Annotated in this window: 14 protein-coding genes; 3 read left to right on the top strand and 11 right to left on the bottom strand. The window is 67.7% G+C overall.

From position 1 onward, the window contains the following. The first annotated feature begins 122 nt into the window (after positions 1-122). Complete coding sequence (locus A5733_RS09735; protein ID WP_076239965.1) at positions 123-1,535, top strand: NAD(P)/FAD-dependent oxidoreductase; 1,413 nt, start codon at positions 123-125, stop codon at positions 1,533-1,535. 78 nt (positions 1,536-1,613) lie between these two features. Here A5733_RS09735 and A5733_RS09730 read toward each other — a convergent pair whose 3' ends face one another. The 10 genes from A5733_RS09730 to A5733_RS09685 form a co-directional block, all read right to left on the bottom strand. Continuing rightward, positions 1,614-4,808 (bottom strand): arabinosyltransferase domain-containing protein, encoded by a 3,195-nt coding sequence (locus A5733_RS09730; RefSeq protein WP_076239964.1) that lies wholly within the window; start codon positions 4,806-4,808, stop codon positions 1,614-1,616. Continuing rightward, entirely contained in the window at positions 4,805-8,071 is a 3,267-nt protein-coding gene (locus A5733_RS09725) for an arabinosyltransferase domain-containing protein (RefSeq protein WP_076239963.1), read from the bottom strand. The genes A5733_RS09730 and A5733_RS09725 overlap by 4 nt, the downstream gene beginning before the upstream one ends. A gap of 79 nt (positions 8,072-8,150) precedes the next feature. Then, the gene (locus A5733_RS09720; RefSeq protein ID WP_198938763.1) at positions 8,151-11,435 is read right to left on the bottom strand and encodes an arabinosyltransferase domain-containing protein; all 3,285 of its coding nucleotides are present in this window, start codon (positions 11,433-11,435) and stop codon (positions 8,151-8,153) included. After that, positions 11,425-13,299, bottom strand: coding sequence for a galactan 5-O-arabinofuranosyltransferase (locus tag A5733_RS09715; RefSeq protein ID WP_076239961.1), 1,875 nt, complete (start codon positions 13,297-13,299; stop codon positions 11,425-11,427). The genes A5733_RS09720 and A5733_RS09715 overlap by 11 nt, the downstream gene beginning before the upstream one ends. Then, positions 13,299-14,063, bottom strand: coding sequence for a decaprenylphospho-beta-D-erythro-pentofuranosid-2-ulose 2-reductase (locus A5733_RS09710; RefSeq protein ID WP_076239960.1), 765 nt, complete (start codon positions 14,061-14,063; stop codon positions 13,299-13,301). Before A5733_RS09710 ends, A5733_RS09715 begins: the two co-directional genes overlap by 1 nt. Before the next feature lie 561 nt (positions 14,064-14,624). After that, positions 14,625-16,832 (bottom strand): catalase/peroxidase HPI, encoded by a 2,208-nt coding sequence (gene katG, locus A5733_RS09705; protein ID WP_076239959.1) that lies wholly within the window; start codon positions 16,830-16,832, stop codon positions 14,625-14,627. A 33-nt stretch (positions 16,833-16,865) separates the two neighbouring features. Continuing rightward, positions 16,866-17,270, bottom strand: a complete 405-nt coding sequence (locus A5733_RS09700; RefSeq protein ID WP_067770667.1) for a Fur family transcriptional regulator — start codon at positions 17,268-17,270, stop codon at positions 16,866-16,868. A gap of 210 nt (positions 17,271-17,480) precedes the next feature. Continuing rightward, positions 17,481-18,863 carry an FAD-binding oxidoreductase gene (locus A5733_RS09695; protein ID WP_076239958.1) on the bottom strand — a complete coding sequence of 461 codons (1,383 nt, stop codon included), beginning with the start codon at positions 18,861-18,863 and terminating at the stop codon, positions 17,481-17,483. A 135-nt stretch (positions 18,864-18,998) separates the two neighbouring features. After that, the gene (locus tag A5733_RS09690; protein ID WP_076239957.1) at positions 18,999-19,397 is read right to left on the bottom strand and encodes a GtrA family protein; all 399 of its coding nucleotides are present in this window, start codon (positions 19,395-19,397) and stop codon (positions 18,999-19,001) included. 24 nt (positions 19,398-19,421) lie between these two features. After that, positions 19,422-20,849, bottom strand: coding sequence for a PLP-dependent aminotransferase family protein (locus A5733_RS09685; protein WP_076239956.1), 1,428 nt, complete (start codon positions 20,847-20,849; stop codon positions 19,422-19,424). A 49-nt stretch (positions 20,850-20,898) separates the two neighbouring features. Between A5733_RS09685 and A5733_RS09680 the strand changes: the two genes are divergently transcribed. Together A5733_RS09680 and A5733_RS09675 are read left to right on the top strand one after the other, a co-directional pair. Then, positions 20,899-21,369 (top strand): carboxymuconolactone decarboxylase family protein, encoded by a 471-nt coding sequence (locus A5733_RS09680; protein WP_076239969.1) that lies wholly within the window; start codon positions 20,899-20,901, stop codon positions 21,367-21,369. A gap of 20 nt (positions 21,370-21,389) precedes the next feature. Next, positions 21,390-22,169 carry a phosphotransferase family protein gene (locus A5733_RS09675; protein WP_076239955.1) on the top strand — a complete coding sequence of 260 codons (780 nt, stop codon included), beginning with the start codon at positions 21,390-21,392 and terminating at the stop codon, positions 22,167-22,169. Here the strand turns inward: A5733_RS09675 and A5733_RS09670 are convergent. After that, positions 22,127-22,465, bottom strand: coding sequence for a zf-TFIIB domain-containing protein (locus A5733_RS09670; RefSeq protein WP_067770653.1), 339 nt, complete (start codon positions 22,463-22,465; stop codon positions 22,127-22,129). The genes A5733_RS09675 and A5733_RS09670 overlap by 43 nt on opposite strands. Positions 22,466-23,158: the final 693 nt, after the last annotated feature.

Here is a 23,158-nt window from a genome sequence, read left to right as displayed (position 1 = left end):
GTTTGCACACTTGCTGACCACGAGCGACGCCCCGCCTGGGATAATTTATCCACAAGTTATCCACAGGTGGCGGGAGTTGGCTGGGCGCTCAGTTGGCTAGGCTGACGGTGAAGGGGGCGCCGATGGGTACGGCAGTAGTGGTGGGCAGTGGACCGAACGGACTTGCGGCCGCGATCGTGTTGGCCCGCGCGGGTCACGAGGTCACCGTGCTGGAGGCCGCCGACGAGATCGGCGGGGGAGTGCGCTCCGGCACTCTTGAGGGTGTCGTGGTCGATCATTGCGCGGCGATCCACCCGATGGCCGTCGCCTCGACATTCTTGGCCGACCTCGAGCTGGAGCGGCACGGATTGCGTTGGCGCTGGCCCGAAATCGACTGTGCGCATCCGCTTGACGACGGTGGCGCCGGTCTGCTGTACCGCAGTGTCGAGCAGACCGCGGCCGGGCTCGGCATCGACGGCCCACGCTGGCGGGCGGTGTTCGGTGGCCCCTCGGCCCGATTCGACACCCTGGCCGACGACGTCATGGGCCCGCTGCTGCGCATCCCGGCGCACCCGTGGGCGTTGGCCCGATTTGGTGCCCCCACAGTTCTGCCCGCGGCGGTGTTCGCGCGCATCTTCCGGACTCCGGCTGCCCGGGCGTTGTTCGGCGGCGTTGCGGCCCATACGTTCCGGCCGCTGCACTACCCGATGACCTCGGCGATCGGTCTCGGGATCCTCACCGCCGGGCACCGGCACGGCTGGGCTGTGGCCGAGGGTGGTTCTCAAGCGATCACCAACGCGCTGGCGTCAGTGCTGGCCGAGCTCGGTGGCAAGATCCACACCGGGACCGCGATCGCCAGTGCGGCCCAACTGCCCCAAGCCGACATCACCATGTTCGATCTCGCCCCGACGGCGGTCGCCGACATCCTCGGTGACCGGATGCCGCGTCGGGCGGCCCGCGGCTACCGCCGATTCCGCTACGCCCCCGGCGCTTTCAAGGTCGACTTCGCGATCCGCGGCCCGGTGCCGTGGACGAACCCGGACGTGGGCCGGGCCGGCACCGTGCATCTGGCCGGTGACTTCGACGAGATCGCGGCCACCGAACGTGACATCCATGCCGGACGCATGCCGCGTCGGCCGTTTGTTCTGGTGGGCCAGCAGTATGTGGCCGACCCTGGGCGTTCGGCCGGTGACATCAATCCGATCTACGCCTATGCCCATGTGCCGCACGGGTTTACCGGCGACGCCACCGCGGCCATCATCGCGCAGTTCGAACGGTTCGCGCCCGGGTTTGCCGATCGGATCGTCGGCACCGCCGTGCGATCGACCACGGAGCTGTCGGTGTACAACCGGAATTACGTCGGCGGCGACATCTGCACCGGCGCCAAGGACATCCGTCAGTTGACGTTCGGGCCGCGGATCACCTTGGCGCCCTATGACGTCGGCATCCCGGGCATGTACATCTGCTCGGCGGCCACCCCGCCCGGTCCGGGCGCGCACGGCATGTGCGGCGCCCATGCCGCGACTCGGGCGCTGGCGCAGCTGCGCACCCGCTAGACACAGCGCCGATTTCCACCGCAGGGCTGCGATATTCGCGTCGCAACAACCCTGAGGTGGAAACCGGCGGTGGTGAGGCTACGGCTTGATGCGGATCTTCCCCGGCGTGTAGAGCCCGGAATGCGTTGCGGTGCCCAGCTCGATCTCGGCCGGCGTCGCGTCGACGATCGTGTCGAACTTACGCAGCGAGCCCCAGTCCCGGCCCCAGTCCTTGTTCAGGTAGGTGGCCATCACATGCTGGCGCAACAGCAGGTCACTGATGCCCAGCAGGCCGCCGTTGATGCCGTCCTCCCAGGTGTCGGTGTCCTTCATCTTGGCGTTGTAATCCGGGGTGATGCGGAACTTCGGCACCTCGGTGACGCCGTTGGCGTGCAACATGGGCTGCTGGCACGGGAAGGCCAGGCCGACCGCCCAGTCCATCAGCACCGGCTGCTCGGAGCCAACGTACTCCTGGACGGTCTTGACCTCGGGCACCCGGGGCGGGGTGACCGCGATCCAGTCCCCGAGAGACAGCGACTTGTCCTCGGCGACGACCCGGACATACGTTGCGTCCGATGGGATCTCGTCGCGGTCGAACCGAAGGTTGCGCCAGGAGGGGATGGGGCCCAGGTCGTAGGGCACCACGCGACCGGCCGGCACCGGCGCGCCGTCGGGACCGGTGCGCCCGTACTCCAGCTCGACGGCCTGGCCCTCGGTGCGGCCGTTGAAGATGCTGTTGCCGGTGATGGTTCCGGCCGCGGTGACCACGACCAGCGGATGAGCGTCGTCGCGTGCGGGCAGTTGGTACCACGCCGAGGTGAGCTTGCTCTCCTGCTGGGCGGGGCCCTCGACGTAGCTGCCGGCCAGCGGCACACGCGCGGGATCGAGTCCGTAAGGCAGGGGAACGGTCGATCCGTTGACACCCGGCGCCTTCAGCTCGACCGGGGCATCCCAGTCGGCATCGATGCCCGGCATCGGCACGGTGATCCGGATCGCCTCGGCGACAATGTGATCCGGAACGCCGTTGGGCGTGAACCCGGTCGGCGCAGCACCGCCCAGCGGACCCAGCGGACCGTAGTCGCCCGGTACGGGGGTGAGGAATCCGGCGTTGGTGTCCGGTTCGACGAGGACGTCGTCGGCCAGGCCGCAGCCGCCGGCGAAGGCCCGCAGGTTCGACGAGGCATTGGAGTAGGTGCCCTCCTGCCGCACCACCCCGTAGAGCATCGAGCCGACGAACACCACCACCATGAGGCCGGCGGCCAGCGGCACCGGCGCGGCGGTCAGCGCGCGGGTCAACCGCCCCTCGGCCGAGGGGCGCAGGTGTAGCCAGTAGGCCCACAGGGCGGCGATGACGAACAGCGCAAAGAAGATGGCGCTGACCGTGATTCCGCCGATGTTTGGCTTGTCGTTGTTGAACGGCACGCCGTAGCTGGATACGTACCACCAGCCGTTGGTGCTGGCGAAGCACAGGGCGAGCACGAACAACACCGCCGAGGTGAAGGCCATCCGGTTGCGTGCCGAGCGCAGCACCGCAGGTCCGGCCAGCACTGTGACCACCGCGGCCATCGCGGCACCCACCGCGGCGAACAGGCCGAAGTGGTGCACCCACTTGGTGGGGGCGAACTGCAGGAAGAAGATCGTGGCGAAGATGATGCCCATCAGCCGCCAGACCGGGCCGCGGGCCACACCGGGAACCCGCTTGCGCCGCAACATGATGAACAGCGAGGCGAACAGGCTCAGCGCGGTGATGATGAAGCCGAACCGGCGCGACAGGGAGCCGTCCACGGTCGGCAGGATCAGGTAGTAGTAGCGCAGGTTCTCGGTGTACCACTCCTGTGCGGGCCCGATCGCGGTGCGAATCCTGGTGGCTTCCAACACGGTCGCGAAGGTCTGGTCGGCGAACACCACACACAGGATCACCGTGCCTGCGGCCAACAGTGGCAGCACCAGCGGCCACACGCCGAGGATGCGCCCGCGACGCACCAGGATGCGCAGCATCGGACGGCCGCCGGCCACCAGGGCGGCCACGGCGATCAGCCCGGTCGGCTGGATGCCGAGGGTGAACGCGGCCGAGATGATCGCCAGCGCAGCCGGAGTGAGCCGGCCGGAGATGATGGCCCGTTCGATCAGCACGTAGGTGATCAGCGCGCCGGTGGCGATCTGGCCCTCGGGACGCAGGCCGTTGTTGAACGGCATCCAGGCCGCCAGGAGCACCAGACCCGCCGCCCACAGTGCCGGTTTCGAGGCGATCACCGCGGGCCCGAGGCGCGGCAGCACCTCGCGGGACAGCAGCAGCCAGCACACCACTCCGCACACCAGGTCAGGCAGCCGCATCCAGATGCTGGCGTCGCTGATGTGGGTCATCAGGGCCAGCACGTTGTAGTACCAGCCGAACGGGTCTTCGGGACTGCCGAACCACCGGAAGTAGTTCGACATGTAGCCGGCGTGGTCGGCCACCCGCGCCATCTGGAGCTGGTAGCCGTCGTCGGAGGAGTTGGCGCCGATGATGTGCCACAGCAGGAACCCGCCGACCACCACCACGTCGACCGCACTGAATGTGCGCCAGCGCGATGGGATCACGCGGTGCATCCGTCGCCCGTCGAGCCGGTCGAGGCGCCACAACGCCAGCACCGCGATCACGGTGGTGGCGATCCCGAGCAGGATCGCCAGCAGCTTCAGGACGGTGGGCTTGGAGGTGAACCGGGTGTCGAGCGTCGCCGAAAGCGAAAGGCCTTGTGGCGCCGGGCCACTGAGTTCGGTGAAGACTCCGACGATCTGCGGCCGCAGGTTCGGGTCGGCGAAGCCGGTGCGCATCTCTTGGCCGTTGGTATCGGTCAACCCGACGAACGTGGCGAAGGTACCGTCCTCCGACGAGGTGATCTCGATGCGTTCACACGCGGCGGCTTTCTCCCGCGGCACGCTGGCGATCACCACGTTGCGGTCCGTGATGTCGACGCGCTTGCTGTTGACGTTGACGAACAACGCGTTGAGCGCGGCCTGCCTGCCTTCCTTGGGAGCGGTGCCCAGCACCATGGCCCCCTCGGGCGGAACGGACCGGATCACCTCACAGGGCACCGTGACCGACATGGTGGCCGGGGTCTGGGCGATCAGCGGTGCGGTGACGTTGTTCAGCTCGCCCTGTTGGGGCCAGTTGAGCGTCGCGGTGGTCTGTACCACCGGCAGCAGCGGCGTGGCCACCGCGCACAGAAAGCCGATGAGCCCGGCGATCATCGCGACCCAGCGGGCCACCTTCACGTCCTTGTCGGCGCGATGTTCACGCACGGTGGTGGTCATGGCAGGGCCCGGATCGGTCCGGGCCGGCTGAAGCCGAACACTCGCTGAGTTCCTTCATCGATGTTGGCGACGGGCGCTTGGCCGGGCGGCACCACCGGGTCGTATTTCTCGATCGAACCCCAGTCTCGATACCAGTCGTCACGTAGATACGTCGGGATGGTCGACGTGCGCAACAGTGCCTGGATGAAGAGGAAGGGGCCACCCTTCTGGGCGGACTGCCACATGTTCGACGACACCACCACTTGCTTGACGTTGGGAAGGATGCGGTATTCCGGCAGCTCGGCCACGCCGAGGTGTTCGGAGAAGGGGCGCTGGCAGGGGAAGTTCGCGGCGGTCGCGATGTCCATCAGCACCGGGGTCTGTGAGCCGAGGAATTCCTGCGCGGTCTGCAGGGTCGGCACCCGCGGCGGGGTGAATCCGAACCACTGGTCATCGCTCAGGTTCGGATCGTCGGCGACGATCCGGGCCACGTTGGCCTCCGGCGGCGCCCAGGCCAGCGGGAATCTCAGGTTGCGCCAGGCGTATTGGGCGAACACGTCGATCGGCTGGACCGAGTTGAGTGCCTCGAAGCTGCCGTCGGGGCGGTGCACGCCCCACTGCAACTTCAGGGATTGGCCGTAGTGGAACTCGTGTTCCTCGTCGTAGTACCAGATGGCGCCGGCTGCGGCGACCGTGACCAGCGGGCGGTCCGGGGTGCGGGGCGGCAGTTGGTACCAGGCCGAGGTGGCCTTGGCCGCGAGGGTGTTTTCCTTGTAGCTGCCCATCACCGGGGTGCGGGCGGGGTCGAGGCCGAACGGCAGGAACACCCGGGAGCCGTTGACGCCGACGGGTCCATACCCGCCGCCGGTGCCCGCGGCGTACGCGATGCCGACGTTGGGTTTGTTGGGCGAGCCGTCGGAGTTGACGGTGCCCGGGTTGGCCACCACCGGCTTGGGTGGCTCGAGGGTGTCACTGATGCCGTTGGGGGTAAACCCGACCGGGTTCGCCCCACCCAGGGGCCCGTACTCGCCGTAGGTCTGACCCGGAACCGGTTTCAGCATCCCGGCATTCGTATCGGCCTCGACGAGCACGTCGTCGGCCATGGCGCAGCTGTCCGCCGACAGCCCCGAGCTCAGCGCGCGCACGTTGGCCGCCGCGGTGGTGTAGACGGGATAGCGCTGGACGAAGCCCTTGGCCATCGACCCGACCTCGAGCACCACCATGATGACGGCGACCACGAGCAGCGGGGTGGAGGCCAGGACCCGGTTGCGCCGGGTGTTGGCCACTTCGGTGTGCCCGGCGTAGTCGATGCGGAAGTGCAGCCAGCCGGCCAGCACCGCGGTGACGATCGCCAGGAACAGGAACAGCGTGGTGACGGGTTGGCCGACGATCACCGGTTGACGGTCGAACCACGGCACCCCGTAGTTGCCGATGTAGAACCAGCCGTTGGTGCCGGAGGTGGCCCAGGCCAGGACGAACAGCAGCGCGGTGACGTAGAGCGCGAGGTTGCGTCGGCTGTGCAGGCCCACCAGCGCGAAGGCGAACGCCGTGACCGCGCCCAGCGCACCGGCCAACCCGGCGAAGGCACCGAACTGTACGGCCCACTTGGTCGGGGTGAAGGTGAGCAGCAGCAGGCCCGCGGCGGTGGTGCCGAGCAGACGCCACACCGGCCCGCTGGCCAGCCCGGGGACCAGGCCCTTGCGCAGCAGCACCGCGATCATGCCGAACAGGCACAGCAGCATGATCAGCACGGCGAACCGCCGGGTCAGCGAGGAGTCCACCGAATCTTCGACGGTCAGGAAGTAGTAGCGCAGGAACTCCTGGTACCAGGAGATGGTCGGGCCGACGGTGTACTTGATCCGGGCCGATTCCGCGACGGTGGCCAGCGTCTGGTCCCGGAACACCACGACGAATACCAGGGCGGCCGAGCCGGCCAGGGTCGCCAGTGCGGGCAGGCCGATGCATCGGCTGCGAATCACCGCGAGCACCGACCGGGCCCCGATCAGCAGGGGCGCCAGCGCGATCAGGCCCTGCGGGGCCAGGGTGACGCTGAAGGCCGCGACGATGATGGCCAGACAGGTGGGCCACAGGCGGCGGGTGGCGATCGTATTTTCCACGAGCGCCCACACCGCGAGCACACCGAAGGCGATCAGCGGTTCGGGGCGCAGGCCGTTGTTGAACGGCAGCCAGGCGGCCAGGAACACCGCGCCCGCGGTCCACATCGTGACCCGGTTGAGGGCGACGCGGCGGCCGAGCCGGGGCAGCACCCAACGGCTCAAGAGCAACCAGGTGCCGATGGCGGCCAGCGTTGCCGGCACCCGCATCCACACGCTCGCGGTGCTGATCGAGGCGAAGTGGGCCAGCACGGACTGATACCAGTCGAACGGGGCCTCGGTGGCGCCGAAGTAACGGAAGTAGTTGGCGGTGTAGCCGGCGTCGGCCGACACCCGCGCGATGGTCAGGTTGTAGCCGTCGTCCGAGGAGATGGCGCCGATCAGGTGCCACAGCACCAGGCCGCCGATGACGCCGATGTCGGCGATCCAGGTGGCGACCGGGACCTTGACGAACCGTCGCCACGCGCCGCGCACGCGATGGGTGCTGCGGCGGTCCAACACGGCCAGCGCCACGATCGAGGCCACCACGCACAGCACGCCGAGGGCCATGACCAGCAGCTTGAGCGGGGTCGGTGAGGTGATGAAGCGGGTGTCGACGTCGACGCGGGCGCTCAACCCGGGCTGCGGCGCCACCTTCAGATCGGTGAACAGACCGGCGACCTGAGGCTTCTTCTCGACGGCCGCGGTGCCGGTGGCACCGGGGATGCCGATGAAGTCGGCGCCGACACCGCCAAGGTTGGCCCACACGTGCAGGGCGCTGCAGCCGCCGGCGGCGATCGCGTCGCGGGGGGCCACGGCGGCCACCGAGTCGCGGAAGGCGACCACCACGGTGTCGGCGTTGGCCCGCACGAACAGGCCGTTGCGGCTGGCGTCGATGCCGCCCGGCGGGATGGTGGAGAACACCAGACCGCCCGCGGCGGGCAGGGTCGCGATCGCGGTGCAGGGGATGGAGACGTCGAGCGACAGCGGCGCACCCGACACCAGCGGGGCCGTCACCGCGGTGATGTTGCCTTCGGCGTCGGTGCCCTGCGGCCACTGGATGGTCGCGGTGGTCTGCTTGACGGGCAGCAGTGGCACCAGGGCACACAGCACCACGCCCGCGATGCCCGCGATGACGGCGATCAGGCGTGCGATGCTCACAACACGGTCGGTTGGTTCATCGGAAGGCACGAGGCTCGATGTTATGCGACCCGTATGTGAACGCCCTTTTGCCCTACCGCGGGCTCAGCAGTGTTGTCCCAGCTGTGTCCTAACTGTGTCGCAGCGGAGCCGGGCTCCACAGTCCACTGCGGATCGCGGTGCCCAGGTCCAGACGGGCGGGTCCGGCGTCGGGATACCACGGTGTGAGCCGTTGCAACGATCCCCAGTCCCGGAACCAGTCGTCGCGCAGATAGGTCGGCACGCTCGACGGCCGCAGCAACAGTTCGGAGATGCCCAGCGGGCCGCCGCCCAGGTAGTCCATCACCGGGGAGTTGGCCTCGGCGCCGAAGCGGTCCGGCAGGATCCGCCACTTGGGCACCTCGGTGACGCCGTACTGGTGGCCGAACGGCCGCTGGCACGGGAACGCCAGGCCCACCAGCCAGTCCAGCAGCACGGGGTCGGACGAGCCGACGACCTCCTGCAGGGTCCGCAGCTGCGGGATGCGCGGCGGGGTCACCGCGATCCAGTGCTGGGGAGCCAGGTCGTCGTCGGAGGCGACCAACCGGATCTGGGTGGCCTCCCGCGGGATGGCCGCCATCGGGGCCCGCAGGTTGCGCCAGGCCGGGGCGGCGCCCACGTCGGCAAATCCGATGCCGCCGCCCGGCTTGTTCTCCGCGGCCTGCTCGTCGGTGGCGTACTGCACCACGACCTCGCCCGGATCGAAGCGGCCGGCGGCCGAGACCACCAGCAGCGGGCCGGCCTTGTCGCGGTCAGGGAGCCGGTACCAGGCCGAGCGCATGATGGCGGGCTGCTGGGTGCCGGCCCGCCAGCTGCCGAGCACCGGGGTGGTGGCGGGGTCGAGTCCGTAGGGCAGCCGGGCGCGTGATCCGTTGACGCCGGCGGCCGCGGTGGTGCCGCCTTCGGTGCCCACCTCGCTGCCCGTGACGGTGCCGGAGTCGCTGTCGGCGAAGTTGTCCGAGCCGGGCTGCTCCATCACCGGGTCGGCCGAGACGTCCGAAGGAATGCCGTTCGGGCCGAATCCCTGTGCGGTGACCGCGCCGAGCGCTTGACCGGGCGGCTCGCTGATGGGGGCCAACATGCCGGCGTTGGCGTTCTCCTCGACCATCACGTCGCTGGCCAGCCCGCAGGTCTTGCCGGTGAGCGCCTCCAGGTTGGAGCGGCCGACCGACCAGGCCGGGTATTGGTCGGTCATCGCCAAGGTCAGTGACACCACCTCGAACATCACCAGCACCCACGCCGCGATGGCCAGCGGTGACTGCACCATCCGTTGCCAGCGGCGCGTGGGGTCCGGCGACTTGTCACGACCGCTGAAGTGGAACCAGGCCGCCGCCAGCAGGGCCAGCACGGAGAGGCCCAGCAGCATGGTGGTGAACCCGAAGTGCCATTCGGGGAACGAATTCGACCACGGCACACCGAAGTTGGAGACGTACCACCAGCCGTTGACGGTGGCGAACGACAGCGCCATCACGAACAGCACGAGCGCGGCGAACATCGACCGGTTGCGTCGGGACTTCATCGCCGCCGCGGTCACCGCGACGGCGGCGAGTGCACCCAGGGAGCCGGCCAGCCCGGCGAACACACCGAAGTGGTGAGTCCATTTGGTCGGGGTGAACATCATCGCCAGGAACGAGATGATCGTGATGCCGATGATGCGCCGACTCGGGCCGGCGGCAGTGCCGGGGATGCGGCCCTTGCGCAGCGTCATCGCCACCGACACCGCCAGCGCCACCAGCAGGGTCAGCACCGCGAAGCGTCGCGCCACGGAACCGTCGGGGCTGGAGGTGAACAGGCGCGAATAACGGATGTGCTCGTCGAACCAGGCCAGGCTGGGGCCGACGGTGGACTTGAAGGAGCTGGCCTGGATCTCACCGGCCAGCGTCTGGTCGCGGAAGATCAGGATGATCGTCACGGTGCAGGCGGCCAGGATCGGCGCCAGCAGGGCCATGTGGCCGAAGCGTGAGGTATGCCGGGCCACAATGGTTTTCAGCGGCCCCACGGCCACCAGCAGCGCGCCGACGGCGGCGATGCCGGTGGGCCCGGAGAACAGGGTCAGCGCGCCGATGATGATCGCGACGGCCACCGGGAGCATGCGGTTGGTGGCCACGCCACGCTCCACCGAACACCAGGTCAGCAGGATGCCCAGGGCGATGATGGGTTCGGGGCGCAGGCCGTTGTTGAGCGGCAGCCAGAACGCCAGGAACATGCCCGCGGCGGTCCAGGCGGCGGCGCGGTTGGTCTTGACGGCGTGGCCCAAGCGGGGCAGCACCTCGCGACTGATCACCCACCAGCAGGCCAGCGCCATCACCAGCGTGGGCAGCCGCAGCCAGATGCTCGCGGTGGAGACGTGCGCCCACAGTGCCAGCAGGTCGTAATACCAGCCGAACGGGGCCTCCGGGGTGCCGAACCAGCGGTAGTAATTGGCCATGTAGCCGGCGTGCTCGGACACCCGGGCCATGGTCAGGATGTAGCCGTCGTCGGAGGTGTTGGCCCCGACGAAGTGCCACCACACCAGGACGGCGGTGACCAGTCCGTCCAGCGGTGTCATCGACCACCAGCGCGGCGGCAGGAAGCGGCGGTGCCGAACCCCGTCGGCTTTGTCGAGTACGTGCAGGGCGCCCAGCGCGATGACGGTCATCGCCACCCCGATGATCATCGCCAGCAGCTTGAGCAGCGTCGGGGCGCTGCTGTAGCGCGAGTCGATGGTGGCCGAGAACTTCAGGCCCTCGGGTGTGGGGCCGGACAGGTCGGTGAAGACGCCGACGATCTGCGGGCGGAAGTCGTACCCGCCGCGTTCCCCGCGCAACGGGGCGTCGGGGTCATCGGCGGTGTCGTCGGCGGCGGCCTGGGTGAGCCCGACGAACTCACCGGTCACCTTGTCGGCGCGTGCGGTGAAGGTCAGGTACTGGCAGGCCGGGCTGAGCACCTGATCCAGCGGGGCGCTGACCACCGGGGTGTTGCGCACGATGACCAGCAGGTCGTTGTTGACCCGCTCGATCAGCAGACCGCGGTCGACGGCCTTGGGTGCCTGCTTGGGCACCGTGGAGAGGAGGACCGTGCGACTGCGGTTTTGCAGGTTGTCGGGCCCGGCCAGTCCGGCGGCGGCCTGGCACGGCACCGTGATGGTCAGGTCGGTGGCGACGTATCCGATCAGCGGCGCGTTGACGCTCTGCCAGGTGCCGTTCTGCGGCCAATTCAGTTCTGCGGTGGTCTGTTTGATCGGCAACAACGGTGTTGCCACTGCCATCAGCACGCCGAGCAACCCGGCGACGATCGCGATGAGCCGCGCAGTCCGGTGGTTGCTGCCTGCGGTTTCCTGCGCTCCCGTCACGGGCTCTGATGCTATCGGCGTGTCCGCGCCGGAATTAATCGCCATCGGGAGTCGGCTTTCTGATCGCCAGGACGAAGGGGCCGATGTCGCTCACCTCGAAGCGTGGGTCGTCGAACAGTGCCGCGTCCAGCGCGACGTGGTAGCGGCGCACGTTGGGTTGGTTGGGGTACACGTCCGAGGCCAGCCGCAGGGTGTAGGTGTCGTTCGCGCCGTGGCGCATCAGGAATACGGTCGGCGCTTTCCAGGGCAATTCATCGAGCGCTTTCACGAAGTCGTCGGCCTTGGTCAGTGTCGCCCAGCTCTCGATGGCCTTGGCGCGCTTGTCGAACTCGGCCAGCGGGTTGGCGTAGTGCGACGTCAGACCCTGGAAGCCGTAGTACGGATAGAAGGACAGGAAGCTGTAGTCGGCGGTCAGCACCACGGTCTGGTTGCGCGGCACCCCGGTGATCTCGGTGATCTTGGCGTCGATCTCCCGGTAGTAACGCTCAGCGCCGGGAGGTCTGCGGTCGGCGCGCTGCCCGGTGCCGTCGGTGTCGGTGTAGGCCACGTTGATGTCAGGGCGCAACACGTCCGGGATGTCCTGGCTGAACGTGACGGCGCCGATGACGCCGATGGCTGCGGCGGCGGTGACGACGCGGCGCCCGGTGTCCGGCTGGTAACGCCGCGCGATCGCCTGTGTTGCTTCGATGAATCCGAACGCGCCCGCGGTGGTGAGCAGCACGGTCAGCGTCGGCTGCAGCCGGAACGACAACAGGGTCGTGCCGGCCAGGGTGGTCAGCATCGACAGCAGCGACCACGCATAGACCGCGAGCACCGCGATGGCCAGGGCGGTAGCGCGCGTCGACGAGCGCGCGCGGACCACCAGCCACAAGGTGCCGAGCATGCACAACGCGCCGAGCAGCGTGAAGCTCAGCATCGGGAAGGTCAGCTGGGCGCCGGCGTCGGGCAGATAGTGCTGGGCGGTGCCCTTCTCGGCGGGTTCACCGCGCAGCGCGGCCAGCAGGTAGGGGCCCCAGGTGATCAGGGCGATCAGTCCGGAGATCACCGCGATCACGGCCAGCCGCAGCAGTGGGTCGATGCTGCGGCGAACGACGGCGAGCACGAAGGCCATCAGGGCCAGCGTGAACGCGCAGTAGGCGAGCAGCAGCGTGTAGAACAGGGCGGCAAAGCCAAGGAAGATCCCGACGCCGATGACGGCGGCCCAGCCGCCGTGTCTGGCCCCGCCCCGCAACCCGGACCACGCCAGCACGAACACCGGAGGCAACAGCACCGTGATGATCGCGGCGTAGGGCTCGGTGGAGGCGTAGGCCAGCATGGCCGCGGTGCTCGCCGTGGTGACCACCAGCGCGTACTCGAAGCGAATCATGCTCGCCCACAAGACGAATGCCAGGGCCACCGCGATGGTGATCGACACGATCGACCACGGTTTGAACATCTCCCAGGCCGGGGTTCCGGTGGCCGCGGCGATGCGACCGCCCATCCAGAACCAGCCCGCCGGATAGAAGGGCGGCAGCCCGAAGTAGGTCATGTCGTGCAGGCCGGGCGTGTCGGCCAGCCGGGTCAGGTATTCGGTGCGGAACTGCTGGTCGACCGAGACCCCGAACAGGTACAGCTTCGTGGCGCCCAGCGGCATGGCCAAGGTGACCACCGAGAACGCCGACAGGAAGACCAGGGCAGCCAGCCGGGCCAGGGTGCGGCGGCCGCGGCGCCAGATCAGTCCGGCGGCGAAGATGCCGGCCAGCGAGCCGACTTGGCCGACCGTGGTGAGCGCATGGAGTTGGTTGGACGTGTTGTAGGCCGGCCATTGGACCTGGGCGATCGCCGCGATCGACACCCCGGCCACGGCCGAGGCGAGCAGCAGGGCGATCACCATGTGTCCGGCCACCCTGGCTGAGCGGACCGCCTGCATCAGATGGGGAGCTTGCGGAAGATGGACCGCGGGATATGCCGCAACACCATCATCACGTAGCGGAACGCCCCCGGCGCCCAGACCAGCTCCTTGCCCTTGGCCGACGCGGTGACCGCCAGCTCGGCGACGTATTCCTTGTCGACGGTCAGCGGGGCTTCCTTGACGTGGGCGCTCATCCGGGTGCGCACCTGCCCGGGCCGGATCACCAGCACCTTCACCCCGAATTCGCGGAGCGCCTCGCCGAGGCCGAGGTAGAAGCCGTCGAGCCCGGCCTTGGTGGAGCCGTAGACGAAGTTGGACCGGCGCACGCGCTCGCCGGCGGCCGAGCTCATCGCGATGATCTGGCCGTAGCCCTGGGCGCGCATCTTCTCGCCGACCAGCACACCGACGGAAACCGCTGCGGTGTAATTGATCTCGGCGATCTGAACGGCTTTGCGCTGGTTCTGCCACAGTTCCTCGGCATCGCCGAGCAGGCCGAATGCGACGATCGCCACATCGACATCACCGGCGGCGAAGGCCTTGTCGATCACGTCGGGGTGGCTGGCGGTGTCGAGCGCGTCGAAGTCGATGACCTCCACCGCGCTGGCGCCGGCGTTGCGCAGCTGGGCCACCGCGTCGTCGCGTCCCGGGTCGCCGGGCAGCGCGGCCAGCACGATGCGGGCGGATGCGTCGCGCAAATAGCGCTCACAGATCGCGAGCCCGATCTCTGAGGTGCCGCCGAGCAGCAGAATCGTCTGGGGATTACCTACGGCGTCGAACACCATCTAGCGCAGCTCCAAGCCTCGGGGGACATCGTGACGAGGGTACCGTGCGACCTCGGCAGAACATCTCTGCACAAGATCTCGAGGCGATTGCCTCGGGTCGATGGTTCCGGGGCGCGATGCACCTTCGGCGTGTCGCGGAAATCGGATGGGGGCCGAGGTGCCCGACTATTAGCGACAACTCAGCGACAATCGCCACTTGAGCACCATAGGCACCGTTCGCCCCGACCTCGGTGTTTACTTACGTCAGTTGAGGCTCTTATTTCCTCATCTGTCGCAGAATTGGGCCTGTCCAGCTATCAGCGACACAGTCGCTCGCATGCGGACGTTGGACTGGTGATGTTCAAGAGGCCAATGAGCCCAGAGTGTCAAATATCATCAGCGACAATGGGTTTGGTGAGGCGCGGGTTGTCCGTGTGGCGATTGTCGCTGAGTTGTCGCTAATAGTCGGGCACATCGGGTACCCGTCCGAAACGCGCGGCGGATGCCGGCAGCGGGCCCGAAACGACAGCACCCCGCGCGCCCGAGGCCCGCGGGGTGTTGCCTTACTCGTCGGTCAGCCGATCAGGCTTCCAAGTCGAACCGGTCGGCGTCCATCACCTTGGTCCATGCCGCGACGAAGTCCTTGACGAACTTCTCCTTGGAATCGTCCTCGGCGTAGACCTCGGCCAGGGCCCGCAGTTGCGAGTTCGAGCCGAACAGCAGGTCGACGCGACTGGCGGTCCACTTCGGCGAGCCGCTGGCCCGGTCGACGCCGACGTAGGTGCCGTCGTCGGCCGGTGCCGGGGCCCACTTGGTGCCCATGTCGGTGAGGTTGACGAAGTAGTCGTTGGTCAACTGCCCCTTGCGGTCCGTCAGCACCCCGAGATCGGAACCGCCATGGTTGGCGCCCAGTACCCGCAGACCACCGATCAGCACCGTCATCTCCGGAGCCGACAGGCCCAGCAGGTTGGCCCGGTCGATCAGCCGGTACTCGGCCGGCAGGCTGTCACCCTTGGCCACGAAGTTGCGGAAGCCGTCGCCCTTGGGTTCGAGGTAGGCGAACGAATCGACGTCCGTCTGCTCCTGGGTGGCGTCGCCGCGACCCGAGGTGAAGGGCACCGCGACGTCGAAACCGGCGTCCTTGATCGCCCTTTCGAGGCCGACGACACCGCCGAGCACCACCAGGTCGGCGAAGGACACCTCGATGTTCGAGGCGGCCTGGATCTCTTCGAGCTTGCCGATCACCTGAGCCAGCTCGTCGGGTTCGTTGACCTCCCAGCCGAGCTGAGGCTGCAGCCGGATCCGGCCGCCGTTCGCGCCGCCACGCATGTCACTGGAGCGGTACGAGGCCGCCGCCTTCCACGCGGTGTCGATCAGCTGCTGGGTGGTCAGACCCGACTCCGCGATCGCCGCCTTCAGGGTGGCGACATCGGCGTCGGACAGCGGCTTGCCGGCCGGGATGATGTCCTGCCACAGCCAGGTCTGCTCGGGCACGAGCGGACCGAGGTAGCGGGTCACCGGGCCCATGTCGCGGTGGATCAGCTTGAACCAGGCCTTCGCGTATTCCTGCGCCAGCTCCTCGGGGTGATCCAGCCAGCGGCGGGTGATCTCCCCGTAGATCGGGTCGAACCGCATCGACAGGTCGGTGGTGAGCATGGCGGGGTGGGTCTTGCCGGTGCCCTGCGCCCGCGGCACCGAGTTGGCCCAACCGTTGTCCTTGGGCCGCCACTGGTTTGCGCCCTGCGGGCTCTTGAACAGCTCCCACTCGTTGCTGTAGAGGATCTCCAGGAAGCTGTTGTCCCACTTGGTGGGGGTGTGGGTCCAGGTCACCTCCAGGCCGCTGCTGACGGTGTCGTTGCCGAGACCAGGGTTGGCCCAGCCCAGCCCCATCTGCTCGAGCGGGGCGGCCTCGGGCTCGACGCCGTTCTCGATGTCGGTGGCACCGTGGGTCTTTCCGAAGGTGTGCCCGCCGACGATCAGGGCGGCGGTCTCCACGTCGTTCATCGCCATGCGGCCGAAGGTCTCGCGGATGTCGATGGCGGCGGCCAGGTAGTCCGGATTTCCTTCGGGGCCTTCGGGATTGACGTAGATCAAGCCCATGTGGCTGGCGCCCAGCGGGTTCTCGAGCTTGGTCCGGTCACCGTCGGAGCCGGCGTAGCGGTCCTGCGATCCCAGCCACTCGGCCTCGGCGCCCCAGTAGATGTCCTCCTCGGGCTCCCAGTAATCCGGGCGACCGAACGCGAAACCGGCCGTCTTGAAGCCCATGTGCTCCATGGCCCGGTTGCCGGCGTACACGATCAGGTCGGACCAGGACAGCTTCTTGCCGTACTTCTTCTTGATCGGCCAGAGCAGACGGCGCGCCTTGTCCAGGCTCACGTTGTCCGGCCAGCTGTTCAGCGGGGCGAAGCGCTGCATGCCGCGTCCGCCGCCGCCCCGGCCGTCCTCGACCCGGTAGGTGCCCGCGGCGTGCCAGGCCATCCGGACGAAAAGCGGTCCGTAGTGCCCGAAGTCGGCCGGCCACCACTCCTGGGAATCGGTCAGCAGGGCGTCGAAATCGCGGGCCAACTCGTCGACATCGAGGGTCTTGACGGCCTCGCGGTAGTCGTACCCCTCGTCCATCGGATCGATGGCCGGCGGGTTCTTCTGCAGGATCTTGAGGTTCACTGCATTGGGCCACCAGTCGCGGTTGCTCCCACCCTCGACGGGCGGCTTGATCCGCATGGGACAGCCGGTTTCGGCGGGTTCCGTCTGAGATTCACCGATCGGGGGATGGGTTTCGGCTTCAGTCATGGCAATCCTTTCCGGGGCTGGCGGGTTAAGGGTTTATCCAGTTGGAGCAGTGGAACATTCGGGGCACAGGCCCCAATAGATGACCTCGGCTTCGTCGATCTCGAAACCGTGGTCTGTCGACGCGGTCAGGCATGGGGCCGACCCGGCCGCGCAGTCGACATCGGCTATCGCGCCACACGATCGGCACACGACGTGGTGGTGGTTGTCGCCGATGCGAGATTCGTACCGAGCCACCGAGCCCGACGGTTGGATGCGCCGTACCAGCTGGGCTGCGGTGAGGGCGTGCAACGAGTCATAGACGGCTTGATGGGAAACCTCGGGCAGTTCCTCACGTACCGCACGGATGATCGTGTCGGTGTCGGCGTGTGGATGGGCAAAAACCGCGTGCAGCACCGACACTCGTGGACGGGTCACCCGCATGTCGGCACTCCGCAGCATCTGCTGGAAGTCCGAGGTCGTCGCCACGGAACCGAGTCTGGCCCGTTTTCTGGACTTAGTCAAGAATAAACTTCTCGCGCCGATTCCGCTTGTTGGGCCGGACCCGATCCAGCCGCACGAAGTGCGCCCAAATTGCATCCAGGGACAAAATCCGAGGGAATCCTGTCCCTGGATGCAATCTCGGCGATCACACTGACCGGCCGACAGCAGCTAGACGAGCTCCAGCCGACGGGCCATGTCCGAGACGAACAAGCCGTCGGGGTCGACCTTGCGGCGCACCGCGATCCACTCGTCGATGCGTGGGTACATGGCGTGGAACATCTCGGCCGTGGTGCGCGAGTCCTTGGCGGTGTAGAGCCTGCCCCCGAATTCCAGCACGCGCCGGTCCAATTCGGTGAGAAACTCACCGACTCCCGCCTTGACGGGGAAGTCCACGCAGACGTTCCAGCCCGGGATCGGGAAGCTCAGTGGCGCCCGGTTGCCGGGGCCGAACAGCTTGAACACGTTGAGGAACGAGTAGTGCCCGGAGCGCTGGATGTCGTAGATGATGCGCTTGAACTCGTCGACGGCCTCGGTGGGCACCACGAACTGGTACTGCGCAAACCCCGCCGGTCCGTAGGCCCGGTTCCACTCACCGAACATGTCCAGCGGATGGTAGAACTGCGTCAGGTTCTGCACCTTGTTGCGGTAGGTGCCCGATTTGCGGTACCAGAGCTCGCCGATCGGGCCGAAGGTGTACTTGTTGGCCAACCCGTTGGGAAACACGTCGGGCAACGTAAGTAGTTGCGGCGCATCGAATTTGAGCGGATTTTTCTGCAGCTTCTTGGGGAGCTGGTCCAGCGTCGCCAGCGAGCCCCGCGAGATCGCGGCGCGGCCGAGCTTCGGCGGGGCACTGATCGCGTCGAACCAGGCCGACGAATAGGTGTAGTTGTCCTCGGAGCCGTCGCTGTGGAAGGCGATGGTCTCGTCGAGCGTGTGCGTGACATCGCCGTCGGCGATGAAGTAGGCCGTCTCGGTCGGCGTCATCTCGATCGTCGCGCGCAGGATGATGCCGGTCAGGCCGTTGCCGCCGACGGTAGCCCAGAACAGCTCGGACTCATCGCCGTCCGGGGTGAGCTTGCGGATCTGGCCGTCGGCGGTCAACAGGTCCATGCTGCGGACGTGGTTGCCGAAGCTGCCCGCGCTGTGGTGGTTTTTCCCGTGGATGTCACAGCCGATGGCCCCGCCGATGGTGACCTGGCGCGTGCCGGGAAGCACCGGCACCCACAGCCCGAGCGGTAGCGCGGCCCGCATCAACTGGTCGAGGTTGACTCCACCGTCGACGTCCACCAGGCAGGTTTCGGCGTCCATCGAATGGATCTGGTTGAGTTCCGACATGTCGATGACGAGCCCGCCGCCGTTCTGCGCGTTGTCGCCGTAGGAGCGACCCAGACCGCGGGCGATCACACCACGGTCCTTCTGCTCGGCGGCCTGCGTGACGGCCTTGACGATCAGTTCGGGATCGCTGGTAGAGAGCACCTGTGCCACGGTCGGTGCGGTCCGGCCCCAGCCTGTCAGGCGCTTGGGAGTGGTCGGCAGATCGGTAGTCGACATCGCTAAGGAGAGTACCCGGCAGTAGCCTGCGCCCCGCCCGGTTGAGTCTATGAACGCCGAGAGTGACGCCATGGTCGCTGCACCGCCCGCAGAGCAACCATGGCGTCACTCTCGCGGCTGCGGCTGCAGACACCCTCAATGCAATTTGAAGATCACTGCGCGCTGCACGATGAAGTTGATCACCGTCGCGGTGCCCTGGGCGATGATGAAGGCCACCGGAACCGCCCAGGACCGGTACTCGGCCAGGTGCAGCACGAGGTGGTTGAGCCCCACCTGGACGGCGAAGGTGACCAGGTAGAGCACCCATACCGCGATGAACCGGGCGGTGCTCGGCGGCGCTTGGAAGGTCCAGCGCCGGTTGATCAGGTAAGCGGTGGTGGTGCCGGCGATGAAGCCGATCGTCTTGGCCAGGTCGACCTGTAAGCCGAAGGCCTTGTAGAGCAGGACGTACAGCCCGAAGTCCACGATCGCCGAAAAGCCGCCGGTCACGATGAACCGGAACGCCTGCGTCTTGAGGTCCAGGGTCGGCGACATTACGGGCTCAGCCACTCAGGCAGCTTAGCGAGGGCACTCCTGACGCAACGTATCCGCCAGCACCCGGCACAACGCGTCGACCGCGGGACCGAAGGCATGCTCGGCCGGGGCTCCGAATCCGACGATGACCCCGTCGGGATCGGGGATGTCCGGTCCGGCCTGCGGATGCCGCATGATCGACAGCCCGATCAACGCGATACCGGCCTCACCGGCGCGGCGCAGGACCTCGGGTTCGGCCCCGTCGGGCAGCGTCAGCAGCATGTTGACGCCCGCCGACAGTCCACCGATGTCGAGGTCGAACCCGCTCAGCGCCTTGACCAGCGCGTCGCGGCGACGCCGGTAGCGGTTACGCATCCGCCGGACGTGCCGGTCATAACCGCCGCTGTGGATGAAGTCGGCGAGGGTGAGCGCGGTGAGCGCATCCACGTGGTACTGCGCCCCGCCCGCCGCCGCGATCACGGGATCGATCAGCGCGTCGGGCAGCACCATCCAGCCCACCCGCATGACTTGGGCCATGCTCTTGCTGACCGAGCCGAGATACACCACCCGCTCGGGGTTCAGGGGCTGCAGCGCGCCGATCGGCTGTCGGTCATACCGGAATTCACCGTCGTAGTCGTCGTCCACCACGTATCCACCGGTGCGCTGGGCCCAGTCGATGACCGCGGTGCGCCGCGTCGGATGCAGGGCCATGCCGAACGGGCTCTGATGCGCGGGAGTGAGTAGTACCGCCGGGGTGTCGAGGTGATCCAGATCGGTGACCACCGCACCGTGCTCGTCGACGCCGATCGGCGTGGTAGGCACGCCGAGCGCCCCGAGCGCATCGCGAAAGATGAAGAGCCCGTGGGCTTCTACTGCGATGGGCCGCGCGGTGCCCAGCACCCGACCCAGCAGGTCGACGCCGTCACGCACGCCCGAACAGATGACGATCGATTCCGGAGAGGCGCGTACGCCACGGACCCGACCGAGATACTCGGCCAGGGCTTCACGCAGCGGCGCCGGTCCGCGCGGATCACCCATCCGCAGCGCCGACACCGGGGCGTTCGTGACGGCCCGGCGTGCTGACGTCAACCACGCGGACCGCGGGAACTCCGACACATCGGGGGAGCCGGGCATCAGGTTGTGCCTGGGGAGGGCGGGGACCCGCCGCGGCCGCGGGGCCTGCCGCGGGGCGGTGCCTCGCGCCACCCAGGTGCCTGCACCCTGCCGGGAGGCCAGCCAGCCCTCGGCGACCAGCTCGGCATAGGCCTCGGCAACGGTGTTGCGGGCCAAACCGAGGTCGACAGCCAACGTGCGTGACGGTGGCAGCCGGGTGTCGGTGCTCAACCGGCCGGTTCGGATGGCGTCCCGAAGTGCGGTGATCAGCTGGTCCCGAGCGGTGCGGCTACCCGGTTCGATCACCGCGCGCAGATCGAGGTGTAGATCCCGACCGCCGAAATTGGCCCGCGAAGTCACGTCGATATTGAACCACCTACGCGGTATTTTCGGGCTTAGCGTAGTGGCCATGACACAGACACTCGAACCCGCCGCCGCCGTCGACCGACTCAAGATCTACAAGGCATCGCCGGGGCTTTACGACGCGATGATGACGCTGTCGAATGCGGCGTCCAAAGACGTCGACCCGACCATCGCCGAGCTGATCAAGATCCGCGCCTCGCAGTTGAACCGCTGCGCGTTCTGCCTCGACATGCACACCCACGACGCCCGCCAGAACGGGGAGGCCGAGCAGCGGCTGTCCCTGATCGCCGCCTGGGAGGAAGCCGGCGATCTGTTCACCGAGCAGGAGAAGGCGGCCTTCGCACTGACCGAGGCCATCACCGACCTGACCGGCGGGCCGGTATCCGACGCGGTCTACGCCCGCGCGGCTGCGGCGTTCACCGAACATGAACTCGGCCAGGTTGTCGCCATGGCAGTGACGATCAATGCCTGGAACAGGATCAACGCAGTCGCAAAATCGGTTCCCCCGCGCCGCTGAACTCGCGGCAGACTGAAGAGGTGCAGACGCGGTCGGGTGCAGACGTCACGGTGCGCGGGGCCATCGTGGACAAGCTGCACCGGCCGGGCACCGACCCGCGCGCACTGCGGGTCCGGCTCCGAACGGCCGGCCGGGTCGACGCCCTGGTGAGTCCGTTGTCCGATCTGCCCGTGGCGGTGAGCGACCGCTGGCTGACGCGGTGGCCGCTCGTCGAAACGCTTGCAGCACAACCTGAATCGGTGCCGTGGGCGGACGTCGCCCGGCTACTGGCGGCCCTGCACAACGAACCGGTCGCCGAACGTCTGCCACCGCATGGCTGGCCGGCCAGGCTGCGCCGCGCGGTCGGTCGTGCTCGACGCCATGGTGGCCACGCGGTTGTAGGTGCCGCGGCGGGGCTGCCGGACGACGCGTGGCGGCCTGGTTCTGCCGGACGGCCACAGACGCTCGTGCACGGCGACTTCCACTTGGGGCAAGTGGGTCGGTACGACGGGCGCTGGCAACTCATCGACGTCGACGATCTCGGGATGGGCGATCCCGCTTGGGATCTGGCGCGTCCGGCTGGATTTTGGGCGGCCGGGTTGATGCCCGACTCCGATTGGCGGCAGTTCCTCGACGCCTACCGGGAGGCGGGCGGGCCGGCGCTGCCGCCGGGGGATCCGTGGCCGGTGCTGGAGCCCTTCGCCCGGGCCGCCGTCATTCAGTCAGCGGGCAATGATCCCGACGACGAATTGCTGGCGGCGGCCTGCGCGAGGATGCCTCAGCTGGAGAAGAACAGCCGCCCGAAGCCCTGTTTGCGATAGTGCCTGTTGCCGCGGTGTCCCCAGCCCGGCCCGTAGTCGGAGTAACTCTGTTGGTAACCCGGATGCGCCGGCGGTGCCGGTGGCGGCGGTGCCTGGACGAACCGGTTCTCCATCTGAGTGAGCGCCTCGAGCTCGCCGAAATCCAGGAAGATGCCCCGGCAGGTGTCGCATTGCTCCAGATGGATGCCGTTGCGCTCATAGGTCTTCATGACCCCGGCGCACTTCGGGCACAGCAAGGTGTTGCCGACCCCGGGCGACGGGCTGGACTTCGGGGGTTCATATGGCGGGATGCTCATATCGGCATAACGCCCGATCTGGCAGTTGAGTGCCCGCCAAGACGGGGCGACGCAAGGGGATTTCACAGGCCCGAAGTGTGATGTCGACCACAAACTGGAATATCGGCAGCCGGTCAACGGGGTCGATCTGCGGCTGTGCAGTTAATCCGACTCCCGGGGCCGCGTAATCGGGTGTTTACACAGCAATCGCAAACTCGGGGCGGGCGACGCCGGGACGCCGGAAATTGACGGTGCCGACGGCAATGATTCGGCTCAGCGTGATTGCGTGGTGTGCCCGCAGGAGAACCCGTGTAACCGCAGTTCGAGCCGCATGTCTTGGCGCGGGGTGGAGTGGTGCGGCGGCGCGTGGCCGATTTGCATACGTCTAGATGCCCAGGAGTTCCCCGGCGGTGGTGTGATGTTCGTCGGGGTCGTTTCAGCAAATTTGTATCAGTCTTCGTACCGTGCATCGGCCGAAAACCCGCAGCCGTTGCTGCCCCGGTGCCACCCGGTTACGTTTCTCGTGCCAATCATGAGCACGGCGTGAGAACCGGATGAGGCGCCCCTAATCGCGCCTTATGCGGATGCATCTCTGCACGTGTTCCTGGTTGGTGGAAGACGAAGAAATCACCGGCGTAGCTAGGGAGAACATGAAGGCATTCAGTCGGGTGCTGGTCGCGATGGTGACCGCCATTGCGGGGGTCTTTGCGGGCC

It is taken from the genome of Mycobacterium sp. NS-7484 (assembly GCF_001953975.1).
GTDB lineage: Bacteria > Actinomycetota > Actinomycetes > Mycobacteriales > Mycobacteriaceae > Mycobacterium.
Note: the sequence above shows the minus strand (reverse complement) of the source record. Positions and strands in the feature narration are given on the sequence as shown.

Excerpts from the sequence above, each read along its gene's own strand:
- A5733_RS09735 (WP_076239965.1), top strand. The coding sequence starts at position 123 with ATGGGTACGGCAGTAGTGGTGGGCAGTGGACCGAACGGACTTGCGGCC.
- A5733_RS09730 (WP_076239964.1), bottom strand. The coding sequence starts at position 4,808 with ATGACCACCACCGTGCGTGAACATCGCGCCGACAAGGACGTGAAGGTG.
- A5733_RS09720 (WP_198938763.1), bottom strand. The coding sequence starts at position 11,435 with ATGGCGATTAATTCCGGCGCGGACACGCCGATAGCATCAGAGCCCGTG.
- A5733_RS09715 (WP_076239961.1), bottom strand. The coding sequence starts at position 13,299 with ATGCAGGCGGTCCGCTCAGCCAGGGTGGCCGGACACATGGTGATCGCC.
- A5733_RS09710 (WP_076239960.1), bottom strand. The coding sequence starts at position 14,063 with ATGGTGTTCGACGCCGTAGGTAATCCCCAGACGATTCTGCTGCTCGGC.
- katG (WP_076239959.1), bottom strand. The coding sequence starts at position 16,832 with ATGACTGAAGCCGAAACCCATCCCCCGATCGGTGAATCTCAGACGGAA.
- A5733_RS09700 (WP_067770667.1), bottom strand. The coding sequence starts at position 17,270 with ATGCTGCGGAGTGCCGACATGCGGGTGACCCGTCCACGAGTGTCGGTG.
- A5733_RS09695 (WP_076239958.1), bottom strand. The coding sequence starts at position 18,863 with ATGTCGACTACCGATCTGCCGACCACTCCCAAGCGCCTGACAGGCTGG.
- A5733_RS09690 (WP_076239957.1), bottom strand. The coding sequence starts at position 19,397 with ATGTCGCCGACCCTGGACCTCAAGACGCAGGCGTTCCGGTTCATCGTG.
- A5733_RS09680 (WP_076239969.1), top strand. The coding sequence starts at position 20,899 with ATGACACAGACACTCGAACCCGCCGCCGCCGTCGACCGACTCAAGATC.
- A5733_RS09670 (WP_067770653.1), bottom strand. The coding sequence starts at position 22,465 with ATGAGCATCCCGCCATATGAACCCCCGAAGTCCAGCCCGTCGCCCGGG.